24 protein-coding genes are annotated in these 21,692 nt (G+C 61.3%); 11 read left to right on the top strand and 13 right to left on the bottom strand.

Annotation, left to right across the window (positions count from 1 at the left end; all coding sequences use genetic code 11):
• Nucleotides 1-3: 3 nt before the first annotated feature.
• The 3 genes from G9X67_RS03070 to G9X67_RS03060 form a co-directional block, all read right to left on the bottom strand.
• The gene (locus G9X67_RS03070) at nucleotides 4-1,539 is read right to left on the bottom strand and encodes a sugar ABC transporter ATP-binding protein (protein WP_138389674.1); all 1,536 of its coding nucleotides are present in this window, start codon (nucleotides 1,537-1,539) and stop codon (nucleotides 4-6) included.
• A gap of 73 nt (nucleotides 1,540-1,612) precedes the next feature.
• Nucleotides 1,613-2,608 carry a rhamnose ABC transporter substrate-binding protein gene (gene rhaS, locus G9X67_RS03065; protein WP_024320014.1) on the bottom strand — a complete coding sequence of 332 codons (996 nt, stop codon included), beginning with the start codon at nucleotides 2,606-2,608 and terminating at the stop codon, nucleotides 1,613-1,615.
• 48 nt (nucleotides 2,609-2,656) lie between these two features.
• The gene (locus G9X67_RS03060) at nucleotides 2,657-3,469 is read right to left on the bottom strand and encodes a DeoR/GlpR family DNA-binding transcription regulator (RefSeq protein ID WP_018246533.1); all 813 of its coding nucleotides are present in this window, start codon (nucleotides 3,467-3,469) and stop codon (nucleotides 2,657-2,659) included.
• A gap of 198 nt (nucleotides 3,470-3,667) precedes the next feature.
• Between G9X67_RS03060 and G9X67_RS03055 the strand changes: the two genes are divergently transcribed.
• Nucleotides 3,668-5,764 carry a bifunctional rhamnulose-1-phosphate aldolase/short-chain dehydrogenase gene (locus G9X67_RS03055; protein WP_171598028.1) on the top strand — a complete coding sequence of 699 codons (2,097 nt, stop codon included), beginning with the start codon at nucleotides 3,668-3,670 and terminating at the stop codon, nucleotides 5,762-5,764.
• Between the two features lie 63 nt (nucleotides 5,765-5,827).
• Here the strand turns inward: G9X67_RS03055 and G9X67_RS03050 are convergent, their stop codons facing one another.
• Nucleotides 5,828-5,986, bottom strand: coding sequence for a YqaE/Pmp3 family membrane protein (locus G9X67_RS03050; protein WP_003547831.1), 159 nt, complete (start codon nucleotides 5,984-5,986; stop codon nucleotides 5,828-5,830).
• 78 nt (nucleotides 5,987-6,064) lie between these two features.
• Here G9X67_RS03050 and rhaI point away from each other — a divergent pair, with 78 nt between their 5' ends.
• Nucleotides 6,065-7,357, top strand: a complete 1,293-nt coding sequence (rhaI, locus tag G9X67_RS03045; protein ID WP_171598027.1) for an L-rhamnose catabolism isomerase — start codon at nucleotides 6,065-6,067, stop codon at nucleotides 7,355-7,357.
• A gap of 94 nt (nucleotides 7,358-7,451) precedes the next feature.
• Here rhaI and G9X67_RS03040 read toward each other — a convergent pair whose 3' ends face one another.
• On the bottom strand, nucleotides 7,452-7,910 hold the full coding sequence (locus tag G9X67_RS03040) for a carboxymuconolactone decarboxylase family protein (protein WP_003547836.1): 459 nt from the start codon (nucleotides 7,908-7,910) through the stop codon (nucleotides 7,452-7,454).
• A gap of 108 nt (nucleotides 7,911-8,018) precedes the next feature.
• On the opposite strand from G9X67_RS03040, the gene G9X67_RS03035 reads away from it, so the two are divergent.
• Together G9X67_RS03035 and G9X67_RS03030 are read left to right on the top strand one after the other, a co-directional pair.
• Nucleotides 8,019-8,888, top strand: a complete 870-nt coding sequence (locus tag G9X67_RS03035) for a sigma-70 family RNA polymerase sigma factor (protein ID WP_171598026.1) — start codon at nucleotides 8,019-8,021, stop codon at nucleotides 8,886-8,888.
• A 272-nt stretch (nucleotides 8,889-9,160) separates the two neighbouring features.
• The gene (locus G9X67_RS03030; RefSeq protein ID WP_138389670.1) at nucleotides 9,161-10,369 is read left to right on the top strand and encodes an amidohydrolase/deacetylase family metallohydrolase; all 1,209 of its coding nucleotides are present in this window, start codon (nucleotides 9,161-9,163) and stop codon (nucleotides 10,367-10,369) included.
• 124 nt (nucleotides 10,370-10,493) lie between these two features.
• Here G9X67_RS03030 and G9X67_RS03025 read toward each other — a convergent pair whose 3' ends face one another.
• The 4 genes from G9X67_RS03025 to G9X67_RS03010 form a co-directional block, all read right to left on the bottom strand.
• Complete coding sequence (locus tag G9X67_RS03025; protein ID WP_131139660.1) at nucleotides 10,494-11,342, bottom strand: IclR family transcriptional regulator; 849 nt, start codon at nucleotides 11,340-11,342, stop codon at nucleotides 10,494-10,496.
• A gap of 118 nt (nucleotides 11,343-11,460) precedes the next feature.
• Complete coding sequence (locus G9X67_RS03020; protein WP_138389669.1) at nucleotides 11,461-11,883, bottom strand: type II toxin-antitoxin system VapC family toxin; 423 nt, start codon at nucleotides 11,881-11,883, stop codon at nucleotides 11,461-11,463.
• Nucleotides 11,883-12,131, bottom strand: coding sequence for a type II toxin-antitoxin system prevent-host-death family antitoxin (locus tag G9X67_RS03015; protein WP_138389668.1), 249 nt, complete (start codon nucleotides 12,129-12,131; stop codon nucleotides 11,883-11,885). The genes G9X67_RS03020 and G9X67_RS03015 overlap by 1 nt, the downstream gene beginning before the upstream one ends.
• A 283-nt stretch (nucleotides 12,132-12,414) precedes the next feature.
• The gene (locus tag G9X67_RS03010; protein ID WP_138389667.1) at nucleotides 12,415-12,630 is read right to left on the bottom strand and encodes a hypothetical protein; all 216 of its coding nucleotides are present in this window, start codon (nucleotides 12,628-12,630) and stop codon (nucleotides 12,415-12,417) included.
• 127 nt (nucleotides 12,631-12,757) lie between these two features.
• On the opposite strand from G9X67_RS03010, the gene G9X67_RS03005 reads away from it, so the two are divergent.
• Nucleotides 12,758-13,381, top strand: coding sequence for a TetR/AcrR family transcriptional regulator (locus G9X67_RS03005; protein ID WP_138389666.1), 624 nt, complete (start codon nucleotides 12,758-12,760; stop codon nucleotides 13,379-13,381).
• Between the two features lie 83 nt (nucleotides 13,382-13,464).
• Nucleotides 13,465-13,653: a hypothetical protein gene (locus G9X67_RS03000; RefSeq protein ID WP_003547852.1), complete on the top strand. Its 189-nt coding sequence runs from the start codon at nucleotides 13,465-13,467 to the stop codon at nucleotides 13,651-13,653.
• 48 nt (nucleotides 13,654-13,701) lie between these two features.
• Here G9X67_RS03000 and G9X67_RS02995 read toward each other — a convergent pair whose 3' ends face one another.
• Both G9X67_RS02995 and G9X67_RS02990 read right to left on the bottom strand, forming a co-directional pair.
• Nucleotides 13,702-14,142, bottom strand: coding sequence for a DUF1810 domain-containing protein (locus G9X67_RS02995; protein WP_138331370.1), 441 nt, complete (start codon nucleotides 14,140-14,142; stop codon nucleotides 13,702-13,704).
• Between the two features lie 72 nt (nucleotides 14,143-14,214).
• Entirely contained in the window at nucleotides 14,215-14,493 is a 279-nt protein-coding gene (locus G9X67_RS02990; protein WP_027665604.1) for a hypothetical protein, read from the bottom strand.
• 275 nt (nucleotides 14,494-14,768) lie between these two features.
• Here G9X67_RS02990 and G9X67_RS02985 point away from each other — a divergent pair, with 275 nt between their 5' ends.
• Entirely contained in the window at nucleotides 14,769-16,139 is a 1,371-nt protein-coding gene (locus G9X67_RS02985) for an amidase (protein ID WP_171598025.1), read from the top strand.
• Nucleotides 16,140-16,205: 66 nt separating this feature from the next.
• Nucleotides 16,206-17,066 (top strand): TIM barrel protein, encoded by an 861-nt coding sequence (locus G9X67_RS02980; RefSeq protein ID WP_171598024.1) that lies wholly within the window; start codon nucleotides 16,206-16,208, stop codon nucleotides 17,064-17,066.
• Nucleotides 17,067-17,203: 137 nt separating this feature from the next.
• Here G9X67_RS02980 and betC read toward each other — a convergent pair whose 3' ends face one another.
• Entirely contained in the window at nucleotides 17,204-18,712 is a 1,509-nt protein-coding gene (gene betC / locus G9X67_RS02975; RefSeq protein ID WP_171598023.1) for a choline-sulfatase, read from the bottom strand.
• A 142-nt stretch (nucleotides 18,713-18,854) separates the two neighbouring features.
• On the opposite strand from betC, the gene G9X67_RS02970 reads away from it, so the two are divergent.
• The 3 genes from G9X67_RS02970 to G9X67_RS02960 all read left to right on the top strand — a co-directional run bounded on the left by G9X67_RS02970 (nucleotide 18,855) and on the right by G9X67_RS02960 (nucleotide 20,972).
• On the top strand, nucleotides 18,855-19,757 hold the full coding sequence (locus G9X67_RS02970; protein ID WP_138389662.1) for a LysR family transcriptional regulator: 903 nt from the start codon (nucleotides 18,855-18,857) through the stop codon (nucleotides 19,755-19,757).
• 120 nt (nucleotides 19,758-19,877) lie between these two features.
• Nucleotides 19,878-20,081 carry a hypothetical protein gene (locus tag G9X67_RS02965; RefSeq protein ID WP_026265569.1) on the top strand — a complete coding sequence of 68 codons (204 nt, stop codon included), beginning with the start codon at nucleotides 19,878-19,880 and terminating at the stop codon, nucleotides 20,079-20,081.
• A gap of 99 nt (nucleotides 20,082-20,180) precedes the next feature.
• Complete coding sequence (locus G9X67_RS02960) at nucleotides 20,181-20,972, top strand: aldolase/citrate lyase family protein (protein WP_138389661.1); 792 nt, start codon at nucleotides 20,181-20,183, stop codon at nucleotides 20,970-20,972.
• 3 nt (nucleotides 20,973-20,975) lie between these two features.
• On the opposite strand, the gene G9X67_RS02955 is transcribed toward G9X67_RS02960, so the two are convergent.
• On the bottom strand, nucleotides 20,976-21,656 hold the full coding sequence (locus G9X67_RS02955) for a hypothetical protein (protein WP_171598022.1): 681 nt from the start codon (nucleotides 21,654-21,656) through the stop codon (nucleotides 20,976-20,978).
• Nucleotides 21,657-21,692: the final 36 nt, after the last annotated feature.

Below are 21,692 nucleotides of genomic sequence, written 5' to 3'. Positions count from 1 at the left end.
GCCTCATGCATTGCCAGTGGCGGCGCGCACCAGCGCTTCCGGAGACAGCTCGGCGCGTTCGAAAATCCCGGCGGCGAGCCCCTCTTTCATCACCAGGACGCGGTCCGACATGCCGATGATTTCGGGCAGTTCGGACGAGACCATGATGATCGACAGGCCCTCGGCGGCGAGTTCGCTGATGAAGCCGTGCACGGCCGCCTTCGAGCCGATGTCGATGCCCTTTGTGGGTTCATCGAGGATGATGACCTTCGGCGCGGTCGCCAGCCATTTGCCGATGACGACCTTCTGCTGATTGCCGCCGGAGAGCGTGCCGACCGGGACGGAAAGGGCGGCTGCGCGTAAGTCCAGCCGCTCGGCATATTTGCGGGCGAGCGCGAATTCTTCTGCCGCCCTGAGGAAGCCCCGGCGCGAGGTGCGGGTAAGCGACGGCAGCGTCATGTTCTGGAAGATCGGCATCGGCAGCGCCAGCCCGTGGCGGCCGCGTTCCTCCGGCACATAGACGATGCCGGCGCGAATCGCGTCCTGCGGCGAATGGATGGTGATCTCGCGGCCTTCGAGCATCATCTTGCCGGAGAGCGGCCTGGTGATGCCGAAGAGCGATTGTGACAGTTCCGAACGCCCGGCGCCGATCAGGCCGTAGATGCCGAGAATCTCGCCCTGGCGCAGGGTGAAGGAGATGTCGCGGAATTCGGTGCGGTGGCTGTAATTGCGGATCTCGAGAACCGGGCCGCCGATGGCAACATCGACCTTCGGAAAGGCATTCTCGACGTCGCGGCCGACCATCATGCGGACGATCTCGTCTTGCGGCGTTTCCTTGAGCCGGCCCTGGCCGACGGCGCGGCCGTCGCGGAAGACGACGAAATCGTCGGCGATCTCGTAGACCTCGTCGAACTTATGGCTGATGAAGAGGATCGCCTTGCCCTTTTCCCTCAGGCCGCGGACGATGCGGAAGAGATCGTCGATCTCCTTGCGGGAAAGGGCTGCCGTCGGTTCGTCCATGATGACGATGCGGGCCTCGATCGACAGAGCGCGCGCGATCGCCACCAGATGGCGCTGCGCGATCGAGAGGTCCTTCAGCCGGATTGTCGGATCTATATTGCTTTCGAGCGCGGTCAGCAGTGCCTTGGCGCGGCTGTTCATCGCCTGCCAGTCGATGGTGCGCAGACGCGTGCGCGGCGCATGGCCGAGGAAAATGTTTTCGGCAACCGTCAGTTCGTCGAACAGCACGGTTTCCTGATGGATGGCGGTGACGCCGGCGTCGATTGCTGCCTGGGCGCTGGCAAAGGTCACCGGCTGGCCGTCGACCCGGATCTCGCCTTCGTTCGGCCTGTATATGCCGGTCAGGATCTTGACGAGCGTCGATTTGCCGGCGCCGTTTTCGCCGATCAGCGCGGTCACCGTGCCGGGATGCAGCGCGATGCTGACATTGTCGAGCGCCTTCACGCCCGGAAAGATCTGGGAGATGCCGCGCATTTCCAGAATGGCGGGCGCATCACCGGTTTTGCTGTCCGTGGCGGTTTGTTGAAAGGCAGCGTTCATCAAGCTTCTACCAGTGTCGAATGAGAATCCCGGCGGCCATCAGGCCGCCGGGCTTTAATGCGGTGGTTTCGGATCAGAAGACCTTGGAGAACTGGTCGATATTCGAAGCATTGTAGACGAACGGATCGGCCATGGCGGCTTCGCCGTTGTCGCCGACCTTGATCTTGCCCATGCGGCCGACTTCGATCTCGCTGCCCGGCTTGCCGTCGGTCTCGCCCTTGACGAGGCGATAGGCGATCTGCGTTGCGGAGTAGCCGAGATCGATCGGGTTCCAGATGGCGAATTCCTTCGTGGCGCCCGACTTGATCGCGCCGGCCATTTCGGACGGCAGACCGAGACCCGTGACGTAGACCTTGCCGACAAGGCCCTTGTCTTCGACAACCTTCGATGCGGCGAGAACGCCGACCGTCGTCGGAGCGACGATGACCTTGATGTTCGGGTTCGCCTTCAGCAGGCCCTCGGCTTCACGATAGGACTTGTCCGAGAGGTCGTCGCCATAGACTGTGGTGACGAGGTTGAGGCCCGGGAAATCCTTGAGCTGCTTCTTCATCTGGTCGATCCAGATGTTCTGGTTGGTCGAGGTGGTCGTGGCCGACAGGATGGCGAAGTCACCCTTGCCGCCGTCGAGATGGTCCTTGACGAGCGTCAGGCACATCTTGCCGATCAGCTCGTTGGACGACGGGTTGAGCTGCAGGATACGGCCTTCAGGTGCCACGCCGGAATCCCAGGAGATGACCTTGATGCCGCGCTGTGTAGCCTTCTTCAGCGCCGGAACGAGCGCGTCGGGATCGTTGGCCGAAACGGCGATGGCGCTGACGCCTTGGGCAATCAGCGAGTTGATGACTTCGATCTGGCCTTCGGCCGTCGTCGTCGTCGGACCGGTATAGATGACCTCGACGCCGCCGAGTTCCTTGGCGGCTTCCTGCGCACCCTTGTTGGCAGCATCGAAGAAGCCGTTGCCGAGCGACTTGACGACGAGACCGATCTTGATGTCGGCAGCACTTGCCGTGCCGGCCATCATGGCGACGGCAAATGCCACGCCGATTGCGAGTTTCTTTGCGAGTTTCATGCTTTCATCCTCCCACTTGATTGACACTCTTCACACCTCCCCGGCGCCTTATGCGACCGACGAGGAATCCTCCTTGATTGCCTGGGCGACCGGGCTCGCGACAATGAGCCTGATGCCGGCATTCTCGATCATCCTGACGGCTTCCTCTGGAATGCCGTCATCGGTGATGATCGTAGACACACGCTCGAGCGGGCACAGAATGAGGCTCGACCGGCGATGGAACTTGCTGGAATCGGCCATGACGACCAGTTCGTCGGCCTGATGCATCAGCTTCTGTTCGCTTTGAATAATCAGCGCATCGGCTTCCATGATGCCGAGCGGGCCGACGCCCTGCGCGCCGATGAAGAAGCGGCGGGCGTAGAAATTGCGGATCGCGTCATTGTCGAAGGGGGAGAGGATCAGGCTCTGCTCGCGATAGATCGCGCCGCCCGGCACAGTCACCGTGTTCTTCGAATGCTTGACCAGATGTTCGGCGATGGCGAAAGAATTGGTCATCACCTGCAGGCGGTGCGCCGCCATGAAATGCACCATCTGGAAGGTGGTCGTGCCACCGTTGATGATGATCGCGTCGCCCGGATCGCAAAGCTCGACGGCCTGGCGGGCGATTGCGCGCTTCTTGTCGATATTGACCGATTCCGAAACGCGGAAGGGGCGCCCGGCGAGATTGCCGAGCTGCGGCGGATGCACGGCCTCGGCGCCGCCGCGCACACGTCGGATCTTGCCCTGAACATGAAGAGCCGCGATGTCGCGCCGGATCGTCGCCTCGGAAGCCTCGGTCAGTTCGGAAATATCCTGAACCGTCACGACGGACTTTTCCTGAACGGCGCTCAGAATGATGCGATGACGTTCGCGTTCGTGCATGGGGCTCCTCCTTCGATCGTTTATTTCGCACATATGAGAATGTGTCAATCAAAAACGATCATAAATTTTCATATTGCGCTGCACAATAATCGAATTTGATCGTTTTCGATTGACAAGCTGCGTTTTGATGAGCGATACCGTCAGCGAAAAGGGGCGCGAACTTTGCGTCTCGATGAAGATTTCATATGGGAGGATGACATGGCGGCGAACGTCCGGCTTCTGGAAAACCGGTGGGATGATGCTTATGCGGCAGGCCTCGATGAGCCTGGCAAGCTGCTCTATCGCTCCAACCTGCTCGGCGCCGACAAGCGCATCACTAATTATGGCGGCGGCAACACTTCGGCGAAGGTGCTGGAAACCGATCCGCTGACCGGCGGAAAGGTCAAGGTACTCTGGGTCAAGGGATCGGGCGGCGACGTCGGCACGATCAAGCTCGACGGTTTCGCGACGCTCTACCAGGACAAGCTGGAATCGCTGAAAGGCATCTATAAGGGCGTTGAGGACGAAGACCGCATGGTAGGCTTCCTGCCGCACTGCACCTTCAACCTGAATGCCCGCGCTGCCTCGATCGACACGCCGCTGCACGGTTTCGTGCCTTTCACTCATGTCGACCACATGCATCCCGATGCGATCATCGCGATCGCCGCGTCGAAGAATTCGAAGGAATTGACGCAGCAGATCTTCGGCGACGAGATCGGCTGGCTGCCCTGGCGCCGTCCGGGCTTCCAGCTCGGCCTCGACCTCGGCGCATTCGTTGCCGCAAACCCGAATGCCAAGGGCGTCGTGCTCGAGAGCCACGGCCTCTTCACCTGGGCGAACGATGCCAAGGCCTGCTACGAGTTGACGCTCGATATCATCAACAAGGCGATCGTCTGGTTTGCCGAAAAGACCGAAGGCAAGACCATTTTCGGCGGCGCGGTCGCACAGAGCTTGGCCGTCACTGAGCGCCGCGCCATCGCCGCCCGGCTGATGCCGGAGATCCGCGGCCGCATCGGCAAGCAGGAGCGTAAGCTTGGTCATTTCGACGATCAGGACGCCGTGCTCGAATTCGTCAATTCCCGGGATCTGCGTCCGCTCGGCGCGCTCGGCACCAGCTGCCCCGATCATTTCCTGCGCACCAAGATCCGCCCGCTGATCGTCGATTTCGACCCGGCCAAGCCGGATGTCGACGCGATCGTTGCCGGTCTCGACAAGGCGCTGGAAGACTACCGCGCCGATTACGCCCGCTACTACAACGACTGCAAGCATGGCAATTCGCCCGCCATGCGCGACGCCAATCCCGTCATCTTCCTGGTGCCCGGCGTCGGCATGCTGTCCTTTGCCCGCGACAAGGCGACGGCCCGCATTGCCAGCGAATTCTACGTCAACGCCATCAACGTCATGCGCGGGGCGTCGACGGTCTCCGAATATCAGGGCCTGCCGGAGCAGGAAGCCTTCGATATCGAATATTGGCTGCTTGAAGAGGCCAAGCTGCAGCGCATGCCGAAGCCAAAGAGCCTTGCCGGCCGCGTTGCCTTCGTCACTGGCGGCGCCGGCGGCATCGGCCGGGCGACGGCCGCACGCCTCGTCGGCGAAGGTGCCTGCGTGGTGCTTGCCGATATCGACCAGGCAGCGCTCGAAGGCACCGAAGCCGATTTCGTCAAGAAGTTCGGCGCCGACGCCGTGCGCAGCGTCCGGCTCGACGTCACCAAGGAAGATGCGGTGATCGCCTCCTTCGCGGAAGCCTGCGTCGAATTCGGCGGCATCGATATCCTCGTCTCGAATGCCGGCATTGCCTCCTCCGCGCCGATCGAATTGACCGAACTGGCGACGTGGAACCGCAATATCGATATTCTCGCGACCGGTTATTTCCTCGTCTCGCGTGAAGCCTTCCGCCTGTTCCGCCGTCAGGCGCTCGGCGGCAACGTCATCTTCGTCGCTTCGAAAAACGGTCTGGCCGCCTCGCCGAATGCGTCTGCCTATTGCACCGCCAAGGCTGCCGAAATCCATCTCGCCCGCTGCCTGGCGCTGGAAGGCGCGGATGCCGGCATCCGCGTCAACACCGTCAATCCGGATGCGGTCCTGCGCGGTTCGAAGATCTGGAGCGGCGAATGGCGCGAGCAGCGCGCCGCCTCGTCCAAGATCGAGGTGGACGATCTCGAGGAACATTACCGTAAGCGCTCGATGCTGAAACTCAACGTGTTTCCGGAAGATATCGCCGAGGCGATCTATTTCCTCGCATCGGACCTTTCGGCAAAATCGACCGGTAATATCATCAACGTCGATGCCGGCAACGTGCAGAGTTTTACGCGCTAGAGCAATTCCAGCAGCAATGTGCAGCGGTTTTGCTTCCGGAGCGCGTAAAGCGAACGGATAGAGCTATTTCCGGAGGATCACCCATATTGCGTGGATGATCCCCGGCACATAGCCGCAGAGTGTCAGCAATATATTGAGCCAGAAATGCAGGCCGATCCCGACCTGCAAGAATACGCCAAGGGGCGGCAGGATGATCGCAAGAAGAATGCGGACAACGTCCATCGTAGCTCCTTCGTTTGAAGACATGTAAGCGTTTGAACGCGAACCGTGCCCCTATGGTTCGCGACCAGGGAGGAATAGATGACAGATTCCAGGATTGCGCCAGATCTGGTCGCGACTGATAACGACAAGCGGGCAACCGCACTGAAGGCCGACTACGAGGCACTGGGCGCGACGCTTGCCCGTCGTGGCGTCGATATCGAGGCGGTCACCCGGAAGGTTGCGGAATTCTTCGTTGCCGTGCCCTCCTGGGGCGTCGGCACCGGCGGCACGCGTTTTGCCCGTTTCCCCGGTACCGGCGAGCCGCGCGGCATCTTCGACAAGCTCGACGATTGCGCCGTCATCAACCAGCTGACGCAGGCGACGCCGAACGTCTCGCTGCATATTCCCTGGGACAAGGCGGATGCTAGCGAATTGAAGGCGAAGGGCAATGCGCTCGGCCTCGGCTTCGATGCGATGAATTCGAACACCTTTTCCGATGCGCCGGGCCAGGCCCATTCCTATAAATACGGCTCGCTCAGCCACACCGACGCGGCGACGCGGGCGCAGGCGGTCGAGCACAATCTCGAATGCATCGAGATCGGCAAGGCGCTCGGCTCCAAGGCGCTGACGGTCTGGATCGGCGACGGCTCGAACTTCCCCGGCCAGAGCCATTTCACCAAGGCTTTCGAGCGTTACCTCGCCTCGATGGCGGATATATACAAGGCGCTGCCCGACGATTGGAAGCTGTTCTCCGAGCACAAGATGTACGAGCCGGCCTTCTATTCGACCATCGTGCAGGATTGGGGCACCAACTACCTGATCGCTCAGACGCTCGGCCCCAAGGCCTATTGCCTCGTCGATCTCGGCCACCACGCGCCGAACACCAATATCGAGATGATCGTCGCCCGGCTGATCCAATTCGGCAAGCTTGGCGGTTTCCACTTCAACGATTCGAAATATGGCGATGACGATCTCGACGCCGGCGCGATCGATCCCTACCGGCTGTTCCTCGTCTTCAACGAACTGGTTGACGCCGAACAGCGCGGCGTCAACGACTTCAACCCGGCCCATATGATCGACCAGTCGCACAATGTCACCGATCCGATCGAAAGCCTGATCAACAGCGCCAACGAAATCCGCCGCGCCTATGCGCAGGCATTGCTTGTCGACCGCAAGGCGCTCTCCGGCTACCAGGACGAAAACGACGCGCTGATGGCGTCGGAAACGCTGAAGCGCGCCTATCGCGCCGATGTCGAGCCTATCCTGGCCGAAGCCCGCCGCAGGGCTGGCGGCGCGATCGACCCGATCGCCGTCTACCGCGCCAGCGGTTATCGCAAGAAGGTAGCGGCCGAACGCCCGGCATCCGCTGCCGGCGGCGGCGGCATCATCTGAACGATCGATTGTTTCGCATGGCCTGAAGCCATGCTGATTAGGGATAGTGGTTGCCGGCAACGCAGGGGTGACGCGCTGCCGGCAATTTCGCCGATTACGGCTTCCAGGCCCCGGCGATCTGGCGGGTGGCGATGTTCAGCCGGTTCCAGACATTGATGTTGGCGATGGCGATGACGAGCGCCGCAAGGCTCCTGCCGTCATAATGCCGGGTCGCTTCGTCCCAGATATCATCCGGCACAGGGTCGGCGCGGTCGCTGACGCGGGTCACCGCCTCGGTCAGCGCAAGGGCTGCCCGCTCGGCATCGCTGAAATAGGGCGAGTCGCGCCAGGCGCCGATGGCGAAGAGCCGTTCGTCGGTTTCACCGAGCTTCTTTGCGATGCGGGGATGCCCGTCGACACAGACGCTGCAACCGTTGATCTGGCTGGCACGCAGATTGACGAGTTCGAGCAGCTTGGGCGAGAGGCCGGTTTCGGCCGGCACCTTGCTGAGAGCCGCCAGCGCCTGCATAGCCGCGGGAAGGACGAGGGCGGGATTTCCCATTCTCTCCTGCATGATAAGTCTCCTTTATAGGTTTACTGTCTGACGATCCGCCGGCGCTGTCACATCGGCCGGGTTTCATGCGTCATGGCTTTGACGGAACGCAGCGGAGGAATGTGACAAATGGACGAGAAAAAATGGCTGACTGAAGAATTCGAGGCGAACAGAGCGCATCTGAGGGCCGCGGCCTATCGCATGCTCGGCTCGCGCAGCGAGGCGGAGGATGCCGTTCAGGAGGCCTGGCTGCGGCTTAGCCGCACCGATACGACAGGGGTCGGCAATCTCGGCGGTTGGCTGACGACGGTGGTGGCCCGCATCTGCCTCGACATGCTGCGTGCCCGCAAGACCCGGCGCGAGGAGCCGCTGGAGGCGCCTGTTCATGACGGGATCGCCGATCCGGCGATCGATCCCGAGCGCGAAGCCGCCTTCGCCGATTCGGTCGGTCTGGCGCTGCTCGTCGTGTTGCAGACGCTGGCGCCCGCCGAACGTGTCGCCTTCGTGCTGCACGACATGTTCGATCTGCCCTTCGACGAGATCGCGCCGATCATCGGCCGTTCGTCCGGTGCCACCCGCCAGCTCGCAAGCCGCGCCCGTCGCCGGGTGCAGGGGGTGGACGAAGCGCCTGATGTCGATTTCGGCCGTAAGCGGACGATCGCCGAGGCCTTTCTGACGGCATCGCGCAACGGCGATCTGGAGGGATTGATCGCGGTGCTTGCCCCTGACGTCGTCTTCCGACCGGATGCGACGGCCGCCCGCTTCGGCACCATTGGCGAAATGCGCGGCGCGGCTCACGTGGCCGAAGCCTTCAAGGGTCGGGCGCAGGCGGCAGAAATCGCCAACGTCGGCGGTGAGCTTGGATTCGTCGTGGAGATCCAGGGCCAGCTCCGCGTCGTCGTGGCGCTGACGATCGTCGATGGCAGGATCGCCGCGATCGACGCCATCGCCGATCCGGATCACTTGGAACGGCTTGACTATTCTATTCTTCGAGATTGAAAAAAACGCGAATTCGCCCGCTCTTCGAAACTAGGCGCGCCTCGGATGGAGCGCGCCGCTCACGTTTCTTCAGCGATGACGACCGCGTCATTTTTCTTGACAGCGGCGTCCTCGGCTTTATTCTATTATAAAGACTTATATAACATAACTATGGAATTGTGGCGATCCAGATGCCCTTGTGCATCTTTCGCTACCCATTGCTCTTCCATAATGACCCGCAGACGGATGACCGAGGAGCGATCCGGTCCGAGACTTCGAAAGGAATGCATGTCATGTCCGGCGACCAGGCGAAGAAGCCGCTTCTCCTCACCAATGTCAAACCGATGGCTTTCGGTTCTGGCCCATCAGAGGGGGCAACCGACATTCTCGTCAATGCCGACGGCAGGATCGCCGAGATCGGTCCGTCGCTTTCCGTCTCGCAGGATGTGACGCGCATCGACGGCAAAGGCGCCTTCATCTCGCCGGGCTGGGTCGATCTGCACGTGCATATCTGGCACGGTGGCACCGATATTTCCATCCGTCCGTCCGAATGCGGCGTCGAGCGCGGCGTCACCACGCTGGTCGATGCCGGCTCGGCCGGTGAGGCGAATTTCCATGGCTTCCGGGAATATATCATCGAGCCCTCGCGCGAGCGCATCAAGGCCTTCCTCAATCTCGGCTCGATCGGCCTCGTCGCCTGCAACCGCGTCGCGGAATTACGGGATATCCGCGATATCGATCTCGACCGCATTCTCGAGGTCTATGCAGAAAACAGTGAGCACATCGTCGGCATCAAGGTGCGCGCCAGCCATGTCATCACCGGATCCTGGGGCGTTACGCCGGTCAAGCTCGGCAAGAAGATCGCCAAGATCTTGAAAGTGCCGATGATGGTGCATGTCGGCGAACCGCCGGCGCTCTATGACGAGGTGCTTGAGATTCTCGGCCCCGGCGACGTCGTCACGCATTGCTTCAACGGCAAGGCCGGGTCGAGCATCATGGAAGACGAGGATCTCTTCAATCTCGCCGAGCGCTGCGCCTCCGAGGGCATCCGCCTCGACATCGGCCATGGCGGCGCCTCCTTCTCCTTCAAGGTCGCCGAGGCGGCGATCGCGCGCGGGCTTCTGCCGTTCTCGATCTCGACCGATCTGCACGGCCATTCGATGAACTTTCCGGTCTGGGATCTGGCGACGACGATGTCGAAACTGCTCAGCGTCGGCATGCCTTTCGACAAGGTGGTGGAAGCCGTTACCCATGCGCCGGCATCGGTCATCAAGCTGTCGATGGAGAACCGGCTTTCGGTCGGCTCGCAAGCGGAATTCACCATTTTCGATCTGGTCGATTCCGATCTCGAGGCGACGGATTCCAACGGCGACGTTTCGGTCCTGAGCAAGCTGTTCGAGCCGCGCTACGCGGTGATGGGCACCGATGCCTTCACCGCCAGCCGCTATGTGCCGCGGGCGCGCAAGCTGGTGCGCCACAGCCACGGCTATTCCTACCGTTAGAGCAATTCCAGGAAAAGTGCAAAGCGGTTTTCCGTCCGGAATTGCGTAAAAACAAAAGGATAGAGTGGTTCTGCGCTTCCGTTAAAAGCTGAACCGCTCTAGGATCCATTGAAGGGCGCTATCCTCAGCGGTTGCGCCAGCCCATCAGCTTTTCGATCCGTTCCGCTGAACTGCGCACATGGGCCGTATAGTGGTTCTCGTCGGAAAACGCCTTCTGTTCCGGCAGCACGATGGAAATGGTAGCGACGCACTGGCCGTCGCGATCGCAGATCGGCGAGGCGATGCAGGCAACCGCATAATCCGATTCCCCAGCCTGGATCGACAGCCGCGATTCGAAGGCCTTGCCGGCGGCTTCCGACAGCGTGCCCGGATCGATCTCGGCGCGGCCGGTCGGTGATGAGCGGGCGCAGCGCTTGAACAGTTCGATGCGCTCCTCCTCGGCCAGGTGGCCGACGAGCAGGCGGCCGGAGGCCGTCCAGTTCAGCGGCACCCTTGTGCCGACGCGGGACGCCACCTGAAAATGGCTCGGGCCGTCGGCCATGGCCAGCACCAGCATATAGTCGCCGTCACGGCCGCAGACCTGCACGGTTTCGCCGGCCTGCCGGCAGAGATCGTGCATTTCGTGGGTAGCGATGCTCATGAAATCCAGCGACCTGGCATAGGCAAGGCCGTAATGGTAGAGCCGCGCGCCGAGCCAGATCGAGCCGTCGGTCTGGCGCGTCAGCATGTTCTTCTCGACGAGGTCGTCGACGATGACGTAAACGGTCGACAGCGGCGCCTTCACCGCCTTGGCGATGGCATAGACGCCGGCGGGCGATCCGGTCTCGTAAAGATGATCGATCACCTGAAGCGCCCGGTCGATGCCGCTGACGCGCGCGCGTCGCGCGCCCTTGCCACCGGTCTCGCCGGCAACACCCTCATCTTCGGAGTAAACTGCGGATGATGTCTTTCCGTCCAATTCCACGCACCTCATAAAACTGCGATCATGTTACATTACTATGGCATAGCTGTCGTAGAGGCAAATCGCAACAGAAGATAACCCTACGGCATCGTGTCGACGGCTGCGATGGTGGATTGATCTGCCGGTGGCATCATAATAGCTGGTGCTTTGCTCCGACGATGGTGCAAGCCTTCGCCAGCCCCTTGTCCAGTGTGACGAGCGTGGCATCGCTGCCGAGCGCGACAGCGAGATGGAGTGCATCGCCAGCGCGAAGACCGATGTCGAATTGATCGGTCATGCGTGCCGCTTCGATGAAATGCGCTCGCGATATCGGCAGGATCTCGAACGTCGTCGAACATAATTCTCTGAACATCGCCAATGCCTTGCCGCGATCGGCCGGGTCGATCTGTCCGGCTCTTGCCTTGAGCGCGACGGCGCTCGAAAATTCGGTGATCGTCCAACCGCTGACCGCGATCTCTTCGGATCGAAGCGTCGCCAGCCATTGCTGCACGTCGTCCGTGCGGGTTTCGATCGTCCAGGCGGCGATGAGGACTGACGTGTCGATATAAAGCATCAGTAACGGTCGGTGTCGCGCATGTCGCGGATGAAGGTCGCGGAATCGACCGGCTTGGCCGGCGGCTTCATCGAGGCGGTCAATGCCTTCAGCCGCTCGACATCGATCGGTTTTTTGCGCGTCTTGACGGGCACGAGCTGCGCCACCGGCTTGCCATGCCGCAAAATCTCGACGGTTTCGCCGGCTTCAACGCGATTGAGCAATTCGCTGAGATGGGCCTTGGCTTCCGCTAAATTGACACTCGCCATGACGCCCTCTTGATGACCAATTTTCTAGTCACTTTAGTCCGAAAACTAGACTGCCGCAAGACCGCGGCACGACAACCGGCGGCAAGCCGATCCTCTAAAGCGCGTCGCGATCTTTCAGATTCACTCCTTGCGCTTTAGTCTTTGTTTTTACGCATGCCGTTGCCGCAAAACCGCTGCACACTTTTGTGCGACATGCCTTAAAGCGGCAAGGGCCGCCGTCTGGTCGAGACGGCAGCCCTTGACGGGGGCAGGGAGAGATCCCCAAGCTGGTCAGGCGGCTTCTTCAGCCGAAGCAGGGCATTGCCGGCAGATTGGCGCGGCTTGCGAGCGCTCCGATTATATTGCCCACCGAAGTCGAGCGCGGTTCGCGTTTGCGGGCGGCTGTCTCCAGGAGTTGCTTGAAGTCTTCAAGCTTTACGCCGTCGGCGCGCAACACCATGGCGATCAGGGGGTCGCGAAGGGCTTCGGATATCGTCAGGTCATCTCTGGTCTTTGTCATGGTTGTCCTCCTTTCGTGGGCAGTCGCCCGTGTTCCACTTTCCGCTGCCATGCCCTCGGCATTGACTTTCGCGTTTCGTGGTGTTACCGGTAAGTAACAATGCATTTGTTACCGATCGGTCACATTGATGTCAAGGACTACGTCCGCAAAAAAATCAGAAACTTCGAATGAAATCTCCGCAGCCGTTCCAGAAGATCGCATCCCGCCGCGGGAGCGTATCGTCTCGACCGCCTCGGAGCTTTTCCGCGAGCGCGGCATTCGCGGCATCGGCGTCGATGCCATTGCCGACGCGGCTCTGACCAACAAGATGACGCTCTACCGGCATTTCGGCTCGAAGGACGAGCTCGTCTGCGAAACGCTTCGCCGCGCCTCCGAAAAGGCGGGTGCCATCTGGCGCGATCTGGAAACGGCCTATCCCGGCAATCCGCGCGCCCAGCTGGACGCCTGGGTGGAGCTGCGGGCGCAATGTCTGAACGGCGAGCCCGCCGGCTGCGATCTCGCCAATGCCGCCATCGAGCTGAAGGGCGAGGGCCATCCAGCCCACGAAATGATCGAGCGGCACAAGGCCGAACAGCGTGATCGCCTGGCCGGGCTCTGTTTGGCGGCCGGCGCGCGCGAACCCCAGCTTCTTGCCGATACATTGACGCTGCTGCTCGAGGGCGCACGCGTCAGCCGTCAGGCCATGGGCGCTGCCGGCTGCTGCGGTCATTTCGCCAAGGCGTGCCACGCGGCGATCGCTTCTTTCGCCTGAGCACCGCAAGTGTGTGGGGAGGGGAACCTTACCGCTTCCATGCCGTTTTCACACTAACCCGAGGGCGATGTGGAGGCAGGGAGATGAACTACGTCTATCTCAAACGCCTATATGCCAAGCGCGCCGAGCTCGAAGCCAAGCTGGAGCTCCATGATGCGCGCTATTGTTTCGGCGAGGAAGAGGTCGATGACGGCACCGACAGCGATCTGCGTCAGCGGTTGAGCGAAATTTCCGAGGAAATTGCTACGCTGGAGAGCAGGCCGGGCCGATAACTATTTAATTTTCAACAGCATTCAGATTTTAAGCCGACCGGCATAAAGTCAGTCTGTGCTGGCGCTAAGGATTTCCATCGTCCGTTCGTCGAATTTTCCCTGATAGAAATGCTCGATCACCTGGTGGAAGGGCGAACCGTGATCGCTGATCGCGGCAAACAAGGTCATCGACGAGCGCAGCTTGAAGTCGTCGGGTGAGCCCAGGATTTCGTGCGCCGATCGGCCGTTCACGGATAGGATCGCCTCGACGCAACGCAGCAGCCGGCTTGAGAGAATGGGATCGGCGAGATAGGCGGCGGCTTCCTCCGCCGAGCGGATCGCATATTTTTCGGCCATCGCCGACGTGCCGAGACCGGCGATCTGCGGGAAGATGAACCACATCCAGTGGGACGTTTTGCGCCCGGCCTTCAGCTCCAAGAGCGCCCGCTCATAGATCCCGTTCTGGGCGTCGATGAAGCGGTGAAGCTTGTAGTCGATGTCGCCGGCCATGGTCCTTTTCCCTTTTCCTGCTGTCGATGCAGCCTGGGCAAAGGTTTCCACGCCCGGCAATATGTTTTGCTATCAGCAAACCCTCTCAGCGTAGGGGCTGCTGTCGCGGCAATGGCCGTAGGCCGGATGCTGCGGCACGTTATCGCCGGCCGGGGCGGCAATGGCCGATGTCGTCATCGGGTCCGTATTGCCGGAAGAATATGCGGCAAAACCCGCAAAGCTCAAGAGAACCAGCGCTCCGACCACGACAATGCGCTCGAAGGCCGAAAGTTTCTGGGCGCTGACATGATCTACATAATCGCGCTCGCCTAAACCGGCGGTTTCGTCCTCTTTTACATGGAGGGTCACCATATCCTGGCGACGGCTTAAAGTTTCACAATCTGTCATTTTAATTACTCCTGCAACACATGCGGCGCCGGTCTCTTAAGAGCAAACTCTCACCCTCGTGCCGAACCGCTTCCGCATGCGAGCAGCATGTGTGTCTTCGATCGTGGCAATTGAAGGGGCGATCTTCAAACGCAGTGTTCAAAAAATCGTACCAATAAATGCAAAATATCGTGAAGCTCTGGTTCATCGGAATGATCCGCGGTAGTCCAGAGAGGAACATCTTTCTTCTGGATAGTCCCATGAGCAAATCCTTCGGCGCGATGTCGGTCGTGCAGCTTTCCGTCCTCATTCAAGGTGGCGCGGCCGATCCGGTCGAGGTCGCCGAGGCAGTTTTCGATTCCATCGCGAATTATGCCGACAAGGCGGTCTTCACCACACTGTCCGAAAGCCGGGGGATGGAGGAGGCGCGCGCCTCTTCGCGACGTCTGCGGGAAGGGCGCTCGCTTGGATTGCTGGACGGCATTCCGATTGCCTGGAAGGATCTTTTCGACATCGAAGGCCTACCGACGACGGCGGGCTCCGTTGTTCTGGCAAAGGACATGCCGGCCAAGCAAGATGCGGCCGTCGTCGCTTTGCTCAGGCAGGCGGGCATGGTCGCCGTCGGACGCACCAATATGAGCGAGTTCGCCTTTTCCGGCCTCGGCATCAATCCGCATTACGGCACGCCGGTAAATCCGCACGGCACCGATCTCCGGCGCATTCCGGGCGGCTCATCCTCCGGCGCCGGTGTCGCTGTCGCGGCCGGACTGGTGCCGGTCGCCATGGGCACCGATACCGGCGGCTCGGTGCGCATTCCCGCCGCCTTCAACGGCATCGTCGGCTACAAGGCGACACGCGGCCGCCACGCGATGGCAGGGGTCTATCCGCTGGCAAAGAGCCTGGATTCGCTGGGACCGCTCTGCCGCAGCGTCAGGGACGCGGTCTGGATCGACGCGGCGATGCGCGGCCTGACGGCGCCCGATGTCGTTGGGCTTCCCCTGCAAGGGCTGGAACTCATCGTGCCTGAAAACATCGTCTTCGATGGCGCTGAAGCCGGCGTCGTCGCCGCGTTCGAGGCAGCTCTGGGACGTCTTCAAAAGGCCGGCGCCAAGGTTGCCCGCACCGTCATCCCCGCCTTCAACGAGATATTCGATCTGGTGACGAGATATGGTCCGCTGGTGACGGCGGAGGCTTTCGCACTTCACCGCGAACGCTTGGCAGGACCGGACGCGGACAGCATGGATCACCGTGTCGTCATGCGCACCCGTCTCGGAAGCAAGACGACGCTGCCCGATTACCTGGCGATCCTCGAGGCGCGCAGCCGCCTGATCGCCGATGTCGAGCGCCTCGTCGGCGACCGGCTGCTCGCCTTTCCCACTGTCGCCCATGTCGCGCCGCCGATCGGGCCGTTGGAGCAGGATGACGAGCTGTTCTTCGCGACGAACAACAAGACGTTGCGCAACACCGCGCTCGGCAATTTCCTCGACTGGTGCGGCGTTTCCATTCCCTGCGGCACCGGTGTATCTGGCATGCCGGTCGGCCTGCTGCTTTCGGCCACCGCCCATCGCGATGAAGCGCTGCTGGGGATTGCCCTTGCGGCCGAGGCGGTCATCCGCGACGATTTTGCCTGAATTGGCAATTGAACCGCCGGGATTTAGTTGCCATTGATGGCATGAGGAGATCCGGGAGGAAAGCAAGTGCAGGTTTTGCAAAACGGACGTTTCGCGGTTTCGACATGGTCGCTGCATCGGCTGCTCGGCGCCGTTCATGCCTATAGTCCCGATCCCGACAAAAGCGCTGCTGCGAAAGAACCCTATGGCCCGGGTGCCGCGGCCCTGATCGATGTGCCGGCGGCGCTCTCGGCGCGCGGCGTCAACCGGCTGGAGATCTGTTCCTTCCATCTGCAAAGCCTCGACGCCACCTATATAAGCGAATTGCGCGACGCGATGGCGACCTCGAATGTGCTGTTCCAGACGCTGCTGGTCGAGGACGGCGATCCGAGCCATCCGGAGACGGCTGAACGCGACGTAAAATGGATGGCGGAGTGGATCGACATCGCGGCAACCCTTGGGGCTGAGAGGATGCGCGTCATTGCCGGCAAGCAGAAGCCGACGGAGGAAAACCTTGCCCGCGCCGCCCGCCATCTGAATTGGCTGGCCGGAAAGGCGGAAGGCAGCGGCGTGCGTGTCGTCGTCGAGAACTGGTTCGACCTGCTACCATCGCCAGTCGAAATGAACTGCCTGCTGGACCGGCTGGACGGCAAGGTCGGCCTCAATGGCGACCTCGGCAACTGGGCGGCGCCAGCCAAATATGAAGGCCTTGCCGACATCATGGGCCGGGCGGAAATCTGCCATGCCAAGGCCGACTATGGCACTGCCGGCCTCGATGCCGAGGATTACCGCACCTGCCTGGAGATGTGCGAGAGAGCCGGTTACGACGGTCCCTTCACGCTGATCTACGACTCGCCCTTCTTCCCTGATGAATGGGACGGCATCCTTCTGCAGAAGGCGTTCATCGAGGATTTTCTGCGCGAGGCGCCCGCGCGCAGAACGGCTTAAATCAGAAGCGCTTCTTGCTCATTCCTAGAGCATGATGCCGAAAAGTGTGAGCGGTTTTCGGACGACATCATGCTCTCACTATATAATGTAGAACAGGATTTAGATTTTAGGCCGACCCGGCCTAAAATCATCCTGTTCTAGCGCGGGAACCTCTGGTTTTCCTCCAGCACGTTCAGATCCATGTGGTTGCGCATATAGCGCTCCGAAGCTTTCTGCAGCGGCTGATAATCCCATGGATAATAGGCCCCATTGCGCAGCGCCGCATAGACCACCCAGCGGCGCGCCTGGCTTTCGCGCACGGCTTCGTCGAAATCGGAAAGGTTCCAGCGTCGGCCGGCCTGTTCGACAAGCCTTGCCAAGATCTCGGCATGCGCCGGGTCGGCCGCCAGATTGTCGAGCTCCTGCGGATCGACCTCGAGATTAAACAGCATCGGCGGGTCCTTCTCGCAGAGCGAGAGTTTGTATCGTCCGTCTCGGATACAGACGAGCGGCGCCTCGGAACCCTCTGCGGCATATTCCAACGGCACAGGGCCGCGGCTGCCGGTGCCTTCGGCAAGCGCTGCGAGATCCTCGCCCTCGGTCCATGGCTTCAATGAGGCGATATCGATCCCGGCAAGACCGGCGAGCGTCGGTGTCACGTCGAGTGTGGAGACAGGCTGGTCGATCCGTCTGGGCGTCCAGCCGGGTGCCACGATCATCAGCGGAACGCGGGCCGATCCTTCGAAGAAGTTCATCTTGAACCAGAGGCCGCGATCGCCGAGCATGTCGCCATGGTCGGAGGCAAAGAGGATGATCGTGTTTTCAGCCATGCGGCTCCGTTCCAGGACGCCGAGAATGTCGCCGATCTTCTCGTCGACATAGGAGATATTGGCGAAATAGCCCCGCCTTGCCCGCCTGATCTGCTCATCGCTGATGTCGAAAGCGTCGTGATCGCAGGCTTTCATCAGACGCTGCGAGTGCGGGTCCTGCTGCTCGAAGGCAATCGGCGCAACCGTCGGGTCAAGTGCCGGGCAGTCCTCATAGAGGTCCCAGAATTTGCGGCGCGCGACATAGGGGTCGTGCGGATGGGTGAAGCTGACGGTCAGGCACCAGGGGCGCTCGTCATGGCCACGCGAGAGATCGAACAGCTTGCGGGCGGCGTGGTAGGCGACCTCGTCGTCATACTCCATCTGGTTGGTGATCTCGGCAACGCCGGCGCCGGTGACCGAGCCCAGATTGTGATACCACCAGTCTATGCGCTCGCCGGGCTTGCCATAATCGGGCGTCCAGCCGAAGTCGGCCGGGTAGATATCCGTCGTCAGGCGTTCCTCGAATCCATGCAACTGGTCGGGGCCGACGAAATGCATCTTGCCGGAAAGCGCTGTCTGGTATCCGGCAGCGCGCAGATGATGCGCATAGGTCGGAATGTCAGAGGCAAATTCCGCCGCATTGTCATAGACGCGGGTTCGGCTCGGCAATTGTCCGGACATGAAGGAGGCTCGCGCCGGTGCGCAGAGCGGGCTTGCCGTATAGGCGTTGGTGAAACGTACGGAGCGCTCCGCCAATGATTTCAGATGCGGCGCACGCAGGAAATCGGCAGGGCCATCGGGAAAGAACGTTCCATTCAACTGATCGACCATCAGGATGAGGATATTCGGACGCGCCATGTGAAATTGTCTCCTGTGGTCTCCAAGGCCGGGACGGTCTTCCTGGAGGGGGACGTCCCTTGCTATTTGCAGATCTTATCAAAACCGCTATCATCATGCTTGTAAAGGCAGCTTTTTTTTATATTTGCCAAAAGGAATTTTTATGTCAGACCGCCTGCCTGAGCTGGGATGGATGCGCATCTTCGCGGAGGTCGCAAGGCTCGGCAGCTTTTCGGCTGCGGCGGCAGTTCTCGGCCTTACGCAGCCTGCCGTCAGTTATCAGATCCGGCGGCTGGAAGAGCAGTTCGGCGTCGCCCTGCTGCGCCGCCAGCACCGCGGCGTCGAGTTGACCGCGGAGGGCGAACGGCTTTTCCAGGTCACGGCCAAGACGGTTGGTGACATCGATGCCCTGGCGCGCAGTTTCGGCACCGAGGCTCAAAGGCCGGTCGTCAGACTGAGAACCGACTATGCTTTTTCAGCGCTTTGGCTGATCCCGCGCATGCACGGCTTTCGCCTGCTTCACCCGGAAACGGATATACAGATCGTCGCGACCCAGAGGCTTGAGCCCGGCTTTGGTGACGACGCAGATGTGGTGGTGGTTTTCGGCACAAAGGCGGAATTCGGCACTATCGGATCGCTGCTGCTGCAGGAAAAGGTCGTGCCCGTCTGCACGCGAGGCTTTCTCGATCGCAACGGCCCGTTCGACGATCCGCAGCAGCTTGCCAAGGCGATCCTGATCCATCTCGACTCACCGACGCCATCGCCCTGGTTCGACTGGCGAAGTTATTTTGCCGAATTCTCCGTTACTCGCGACCTCCATGCCGGCCGCGGTGATGTCAGTTTCAACACTTACTCGCTGGTCGTCCAGGCCGCTCTCAGCGAGCAAGGCGTGGCGATCGGCTGGATGGGGCTGGTCGATACGCTTCTCTCCACACATATGCTGGTGGAAGCCGGGCCGCCGCTCGAGGCACCCGACCGCGGTTACTGGCTGATACCGCCGCGATCGGCAAATGTTGATAGCGAAAGGCTCAGCACCTGGCTGGTGGATGAAGTCGGCAGGACATGACATCCAGACCGAGGCCGGCGCGTCATTGCATCCGGAATATGTTCGCGCTCAGGAGAGAAGCCTTGTCATGACCGACGCCGATCGACATTGTGGCATCGATTCATAGGGAAGGGCCAAAGCATGTCGCGAACCGTCGGATACGTCGTTGGACTGCTCATGATCCTCTTGGGACTGATCTGGATCGCTCAGGGAAGCGGCTATTTTCCCTATCCCGCGTCCAGTTTCATGATCAACCAAAGCATCTGGGTTCTCTGGGGAAGCATCATGGCTGTCGCGGGGCTCGCTGTGACAATCATTATTTCACGACTGCGCCGGAGAGGATGACCCGGCAACCGTGCATGGCTTTGAGGGAATTCGACATCGACGAGTTCCTCGAGCAGAAATATCTGGCGGCTAACGGCCTGTCGAAGTGAGGAGAATGGCATGAGCGCAGCTGAAATCGACGGCTTTGCGGACCGGATCAGGCAACACCGGGGCGGCATGATCTCCGCCTGGATCGGTATTCCCGACGCCACGCTCGCCAATCACCTGGCGCAGGAGGCCTTCGATGCCGTCGTGCTGGATATGCAGCACGGCATGTGGGATATGCCCTCGGCGGCGAACGCCGTCGCCCAGGTGCGGCTTGCCGGCAAGCCGGCGCTGGCGCGCATACCGGTCGGTGATTTTGCTTCCGCCTCGCGCCTGCTCGATGCCGGCGCCTCCGGCATCATCGCGCCGATGATCAATTCGGCCGAAGACGCGCAAGCCTTCATCAAGACCACCAAATACCCGCCTCTCGGCGAACGCAGCTGGGGACCCTCGCTGGCGCTGAACCATACAGGCCTGTCGGCCGATGATTATCTGAAGAACGCCAACGCGCTCACCGTCGCCATCGCCATGATCGAGACCCGGGCGGCACTCGAGGCGATCGACGACATCCTCGGCGTTGCCGGCATCGATGGCATTTTCATCGGCCCTTCCGACCTTTCGATCGCGCTCTCGAACGGCGACCAGGTGGCGCCGAACGCCGCCGAGATCGACAGCGCCATGCAGCATGCGGTTTCGCGCTGCCGCTCCCACGGCAAATTCGCCTGCGCCTTCGCCGGCGACGGGGAGCGGGCCGGCGAACTGCTGAAATTCGGCTTCGATCTGGTCATTGCCGGGGCCGAGACAGCGCAGCTGCGCTCCGGCGCCCGCCGCGCCATCAACGCCGCCCGCAGGATCGCTTCTGCTTGAGCGTCATTTCACCGGCTTGACGGCCAGCCAGATGACGTGGCGGGCGCCGCCGCGTTTGCCGTTGGCGCGCGTGTTGACCGCATCGACGGCAAAACCGCTGCCCTTAAGACGTCGCGTGAAATCGGGGTCCGGACCGGACGACCAGACGGCGAGCACGCCGCCGGGGCGCAGCGCGTCGCTTGCGGCGCGAAGGCCGGCGAAATCGTAGAGCCGGTCGTTGGATTTGCGGGTCAGGCCATCAGGGCCGTTGTCGACATCGAGCAGAATGGCGTCATAGGCAGCCTTGCCGGCGCGGATCGCTTCGCCGACATCGCCCTGATGGATGCCGACGCGCGGATCGTCGAGGCAGCCCTTGAAGACCTCGGCCATCGGCCCGCGGGCCCAGGTGATGACCGCAGGCACCAGTTCGGCGACGGTGACGCCGGCATCTTCGGGAAGGACGGCGAGAGCGGCGCGCAGGGTAAAACCCATGCCGAGCCCGCCGATCAAAATCCTTGGCTTCGGGTGCGACTTGATCCGATCCCAGGAAAGGGTCGCCAGCGCTTCTTCCGAGCCGCTGAGACGGCTATTCATCAGCTCGTTGGCGCCAAGCATGATCGAAAATTCGCTGCCGCGCTGCTTCAGCCGCAATTCGCCGTTTTCACCGGGAATGGTCGCGGAATCGAGCTGGATCCAGGGCAGCATGACGGTTTCGCCTCATATGAAAGAGACCGTCCCCTA

It is taken from the genome of Rhizobium sp. WYCCWR 11152 (genome assembly GCF_013087615.1).
Taxonomy (GTDB): Bacteria; Pseudomonadota; Alphaproteobacteria; order Rhizobiales; family Rhizobiaceae; genus Rhizobium; species Rhizobium indicum.
The sequence above is the reverse complement of the archived record's forward strand: the minus strand, read 5'-3'. Positions and strand labels throughout refer to the sequence as shown.

Excerpts from the sequence above, each read along its gene's own strand:
- G9X67_RS03070 (WP_138389674.1), bottom strand. The coding sequence starts at position 1,539 with ATGAACGCTGCCTTTCAACAAACCGCCACGGACAGCAAAACCGGTGAT.
- rhaS (WP_024320014.1), bottom strand. The coding sequence starts at position 2,608 with ATGAAACTCGCAAAGAAACTCGCAATCGGCGTGGCATTTGCCGTCGCC.
- G9X67_RS03060 (WP_018246533.1), bottom strand. The coding sequence starts at position 3,469 with ATGCACGAACGCGAACGTCATCGCATCATTCTGAGCGCCGTTCAGGAA.
- G9X67_RS03055 (WP_171598028.1), top strand. The coding sequence starts at position 3,668 with ATGGCGGCGAACGTCCGGCTTCTGGAAAACCGGTGGGATGATGCTTAT.
- G9X67_RS03050 (WP_003547831.1), bottom strand. The coding sequence starts at position 5,986 with ATGGACGTTGTCCGCATTCTTCTTGCGATCATCCTGCCGCCCCTTGGC.
- rhaI (WP_171598027.1), top strand. The coding sequence starts at position 6,065 with ATGACAGATTCCAGGATTGCGCCAGATCTGGTCGCGACTGATAACGAC.
- G9X67_RS03040 (WP_003547836.1), bottom strand. The coding sequence starts at position 7,910 with ATGCAGGAGAGAATGGGAAATCCCGCCCTCGTCCTTCCCGCGGCTATG.
- G9X67_RS03035 (WP_171598026.1), top strand. The coding sequence starts at position 8,019 with ATGGACGAGAAAAAATGGCTGACTGAAGAATTCGAGGCGAACAGAGCG.
- G9X67_RS03030 (WP_138389670.1), top strand. The coding sequence starts at position 9,161 with ATGTCCGGCGACCAGGCGAAGAAGCCGCTTCTCCTCACCAATGTCAAA.
- G9X67_RS03025 (WP_131139660.1), bottom strand. The coding sequence starts at position 11,342 with ATGAGGTGCGTGGAATTGGACGGAAAGACATCATCCGCAGTTTACTCC.
- G9X67_RS03020 (WP_138389669.1), bottom strand. The coding sequence starts at position 11,883 with ATGCTTTATATCGACACGTCAGTCCTCATCGCCGCCTGGACGATCGAA.
- G9X67_RS03015 (WP_138389668.1), bottom strand. The coding sequence starts at position 12,131 with ATGGCGAGTGTCAATTTAGCGGAAGCCAAGGCCCATCTCAGCGAATTG.
- G9X67_RS03010 (WP_138389667.1), bottom strand. The coding sequence starts at position 12,630 with ATGACAAAGACCAGAGATGACCTGACGATATCCGAAGCCCTTCGCGAC.
- G9X67_RS03005 (WP_138389666.1), top strand. The coding sequence starts at position 12,758 with ATGTCAAGGACTACGTCCGCAAAAAAATCAGAAACTTCGAATGAAATC.
- G9X67_RS03000 (WP_003547852.1), top strand. The coding sequence starts at position 13,465 with ATGAACTACGTCTATCTCAAACGCCTATATGCCAAGCGCGCCGAGCTC.
- G9X67_RS02995 (WP_138331370.1), bottom strand. The coding sequence starts at position 14,142 with ATGGCCGGCGACATCGACTACAAGCTTCACCGCTTCATCGACGCCCAG.
- G9X67_RS02990 (WP_027665604.1), bottom strand. The coding sequence starts at position 14,493 with ATGGTGACCCTCCATGTAAAAGAGGACGAAACCGCCGGTTTAGGCGAG.
- G9X67_RS02985 (WP_171598025.1), top strand. The coding sequence starts at position 14,769 with ATGAGCAAATCCTTCGGCGCGATGTCGGTCGTGCAGCTTTCCGTCCTC.
- betC (WP_171598023.1), bottom strand. The coding sequence starts at position 18,712 with ATGGCGCGTCCGAATATCCTCATCCTGATGGTCGATCAGTTGAATGGA.
- G9X67_RS02970 (WP_138389662.1), top strand. The coding sequence starts at position 18,855 with ATGTCAGACCGCCTGCCTGAGCTGGGATGGATGCGCATCTTCGCGGAG.
- G9X67_RS02965 (WP_026265569.1), top strand. The coding sequence starts at position 19,878 with ATGTCGCGAACCGTCGGATACGTCGTTGGACTGCTCATGATCCTCTTG.
- G9X67_RS02960 (WP_138389661.1), top strand. The coding sequence starts at position 20,181 with ATGAGCGCAGCTGAAATCGACGGCTTTGCGGACCGGATCAGGCAACAC.
- G9X67_RS02955 (WP_171598022.1), bottom strand. The coding sequence starts at position 21,656 with ATGCTGCCCTGGATCCAGCTCGATTCCGCGACCATTCCCGGTGAAAAC.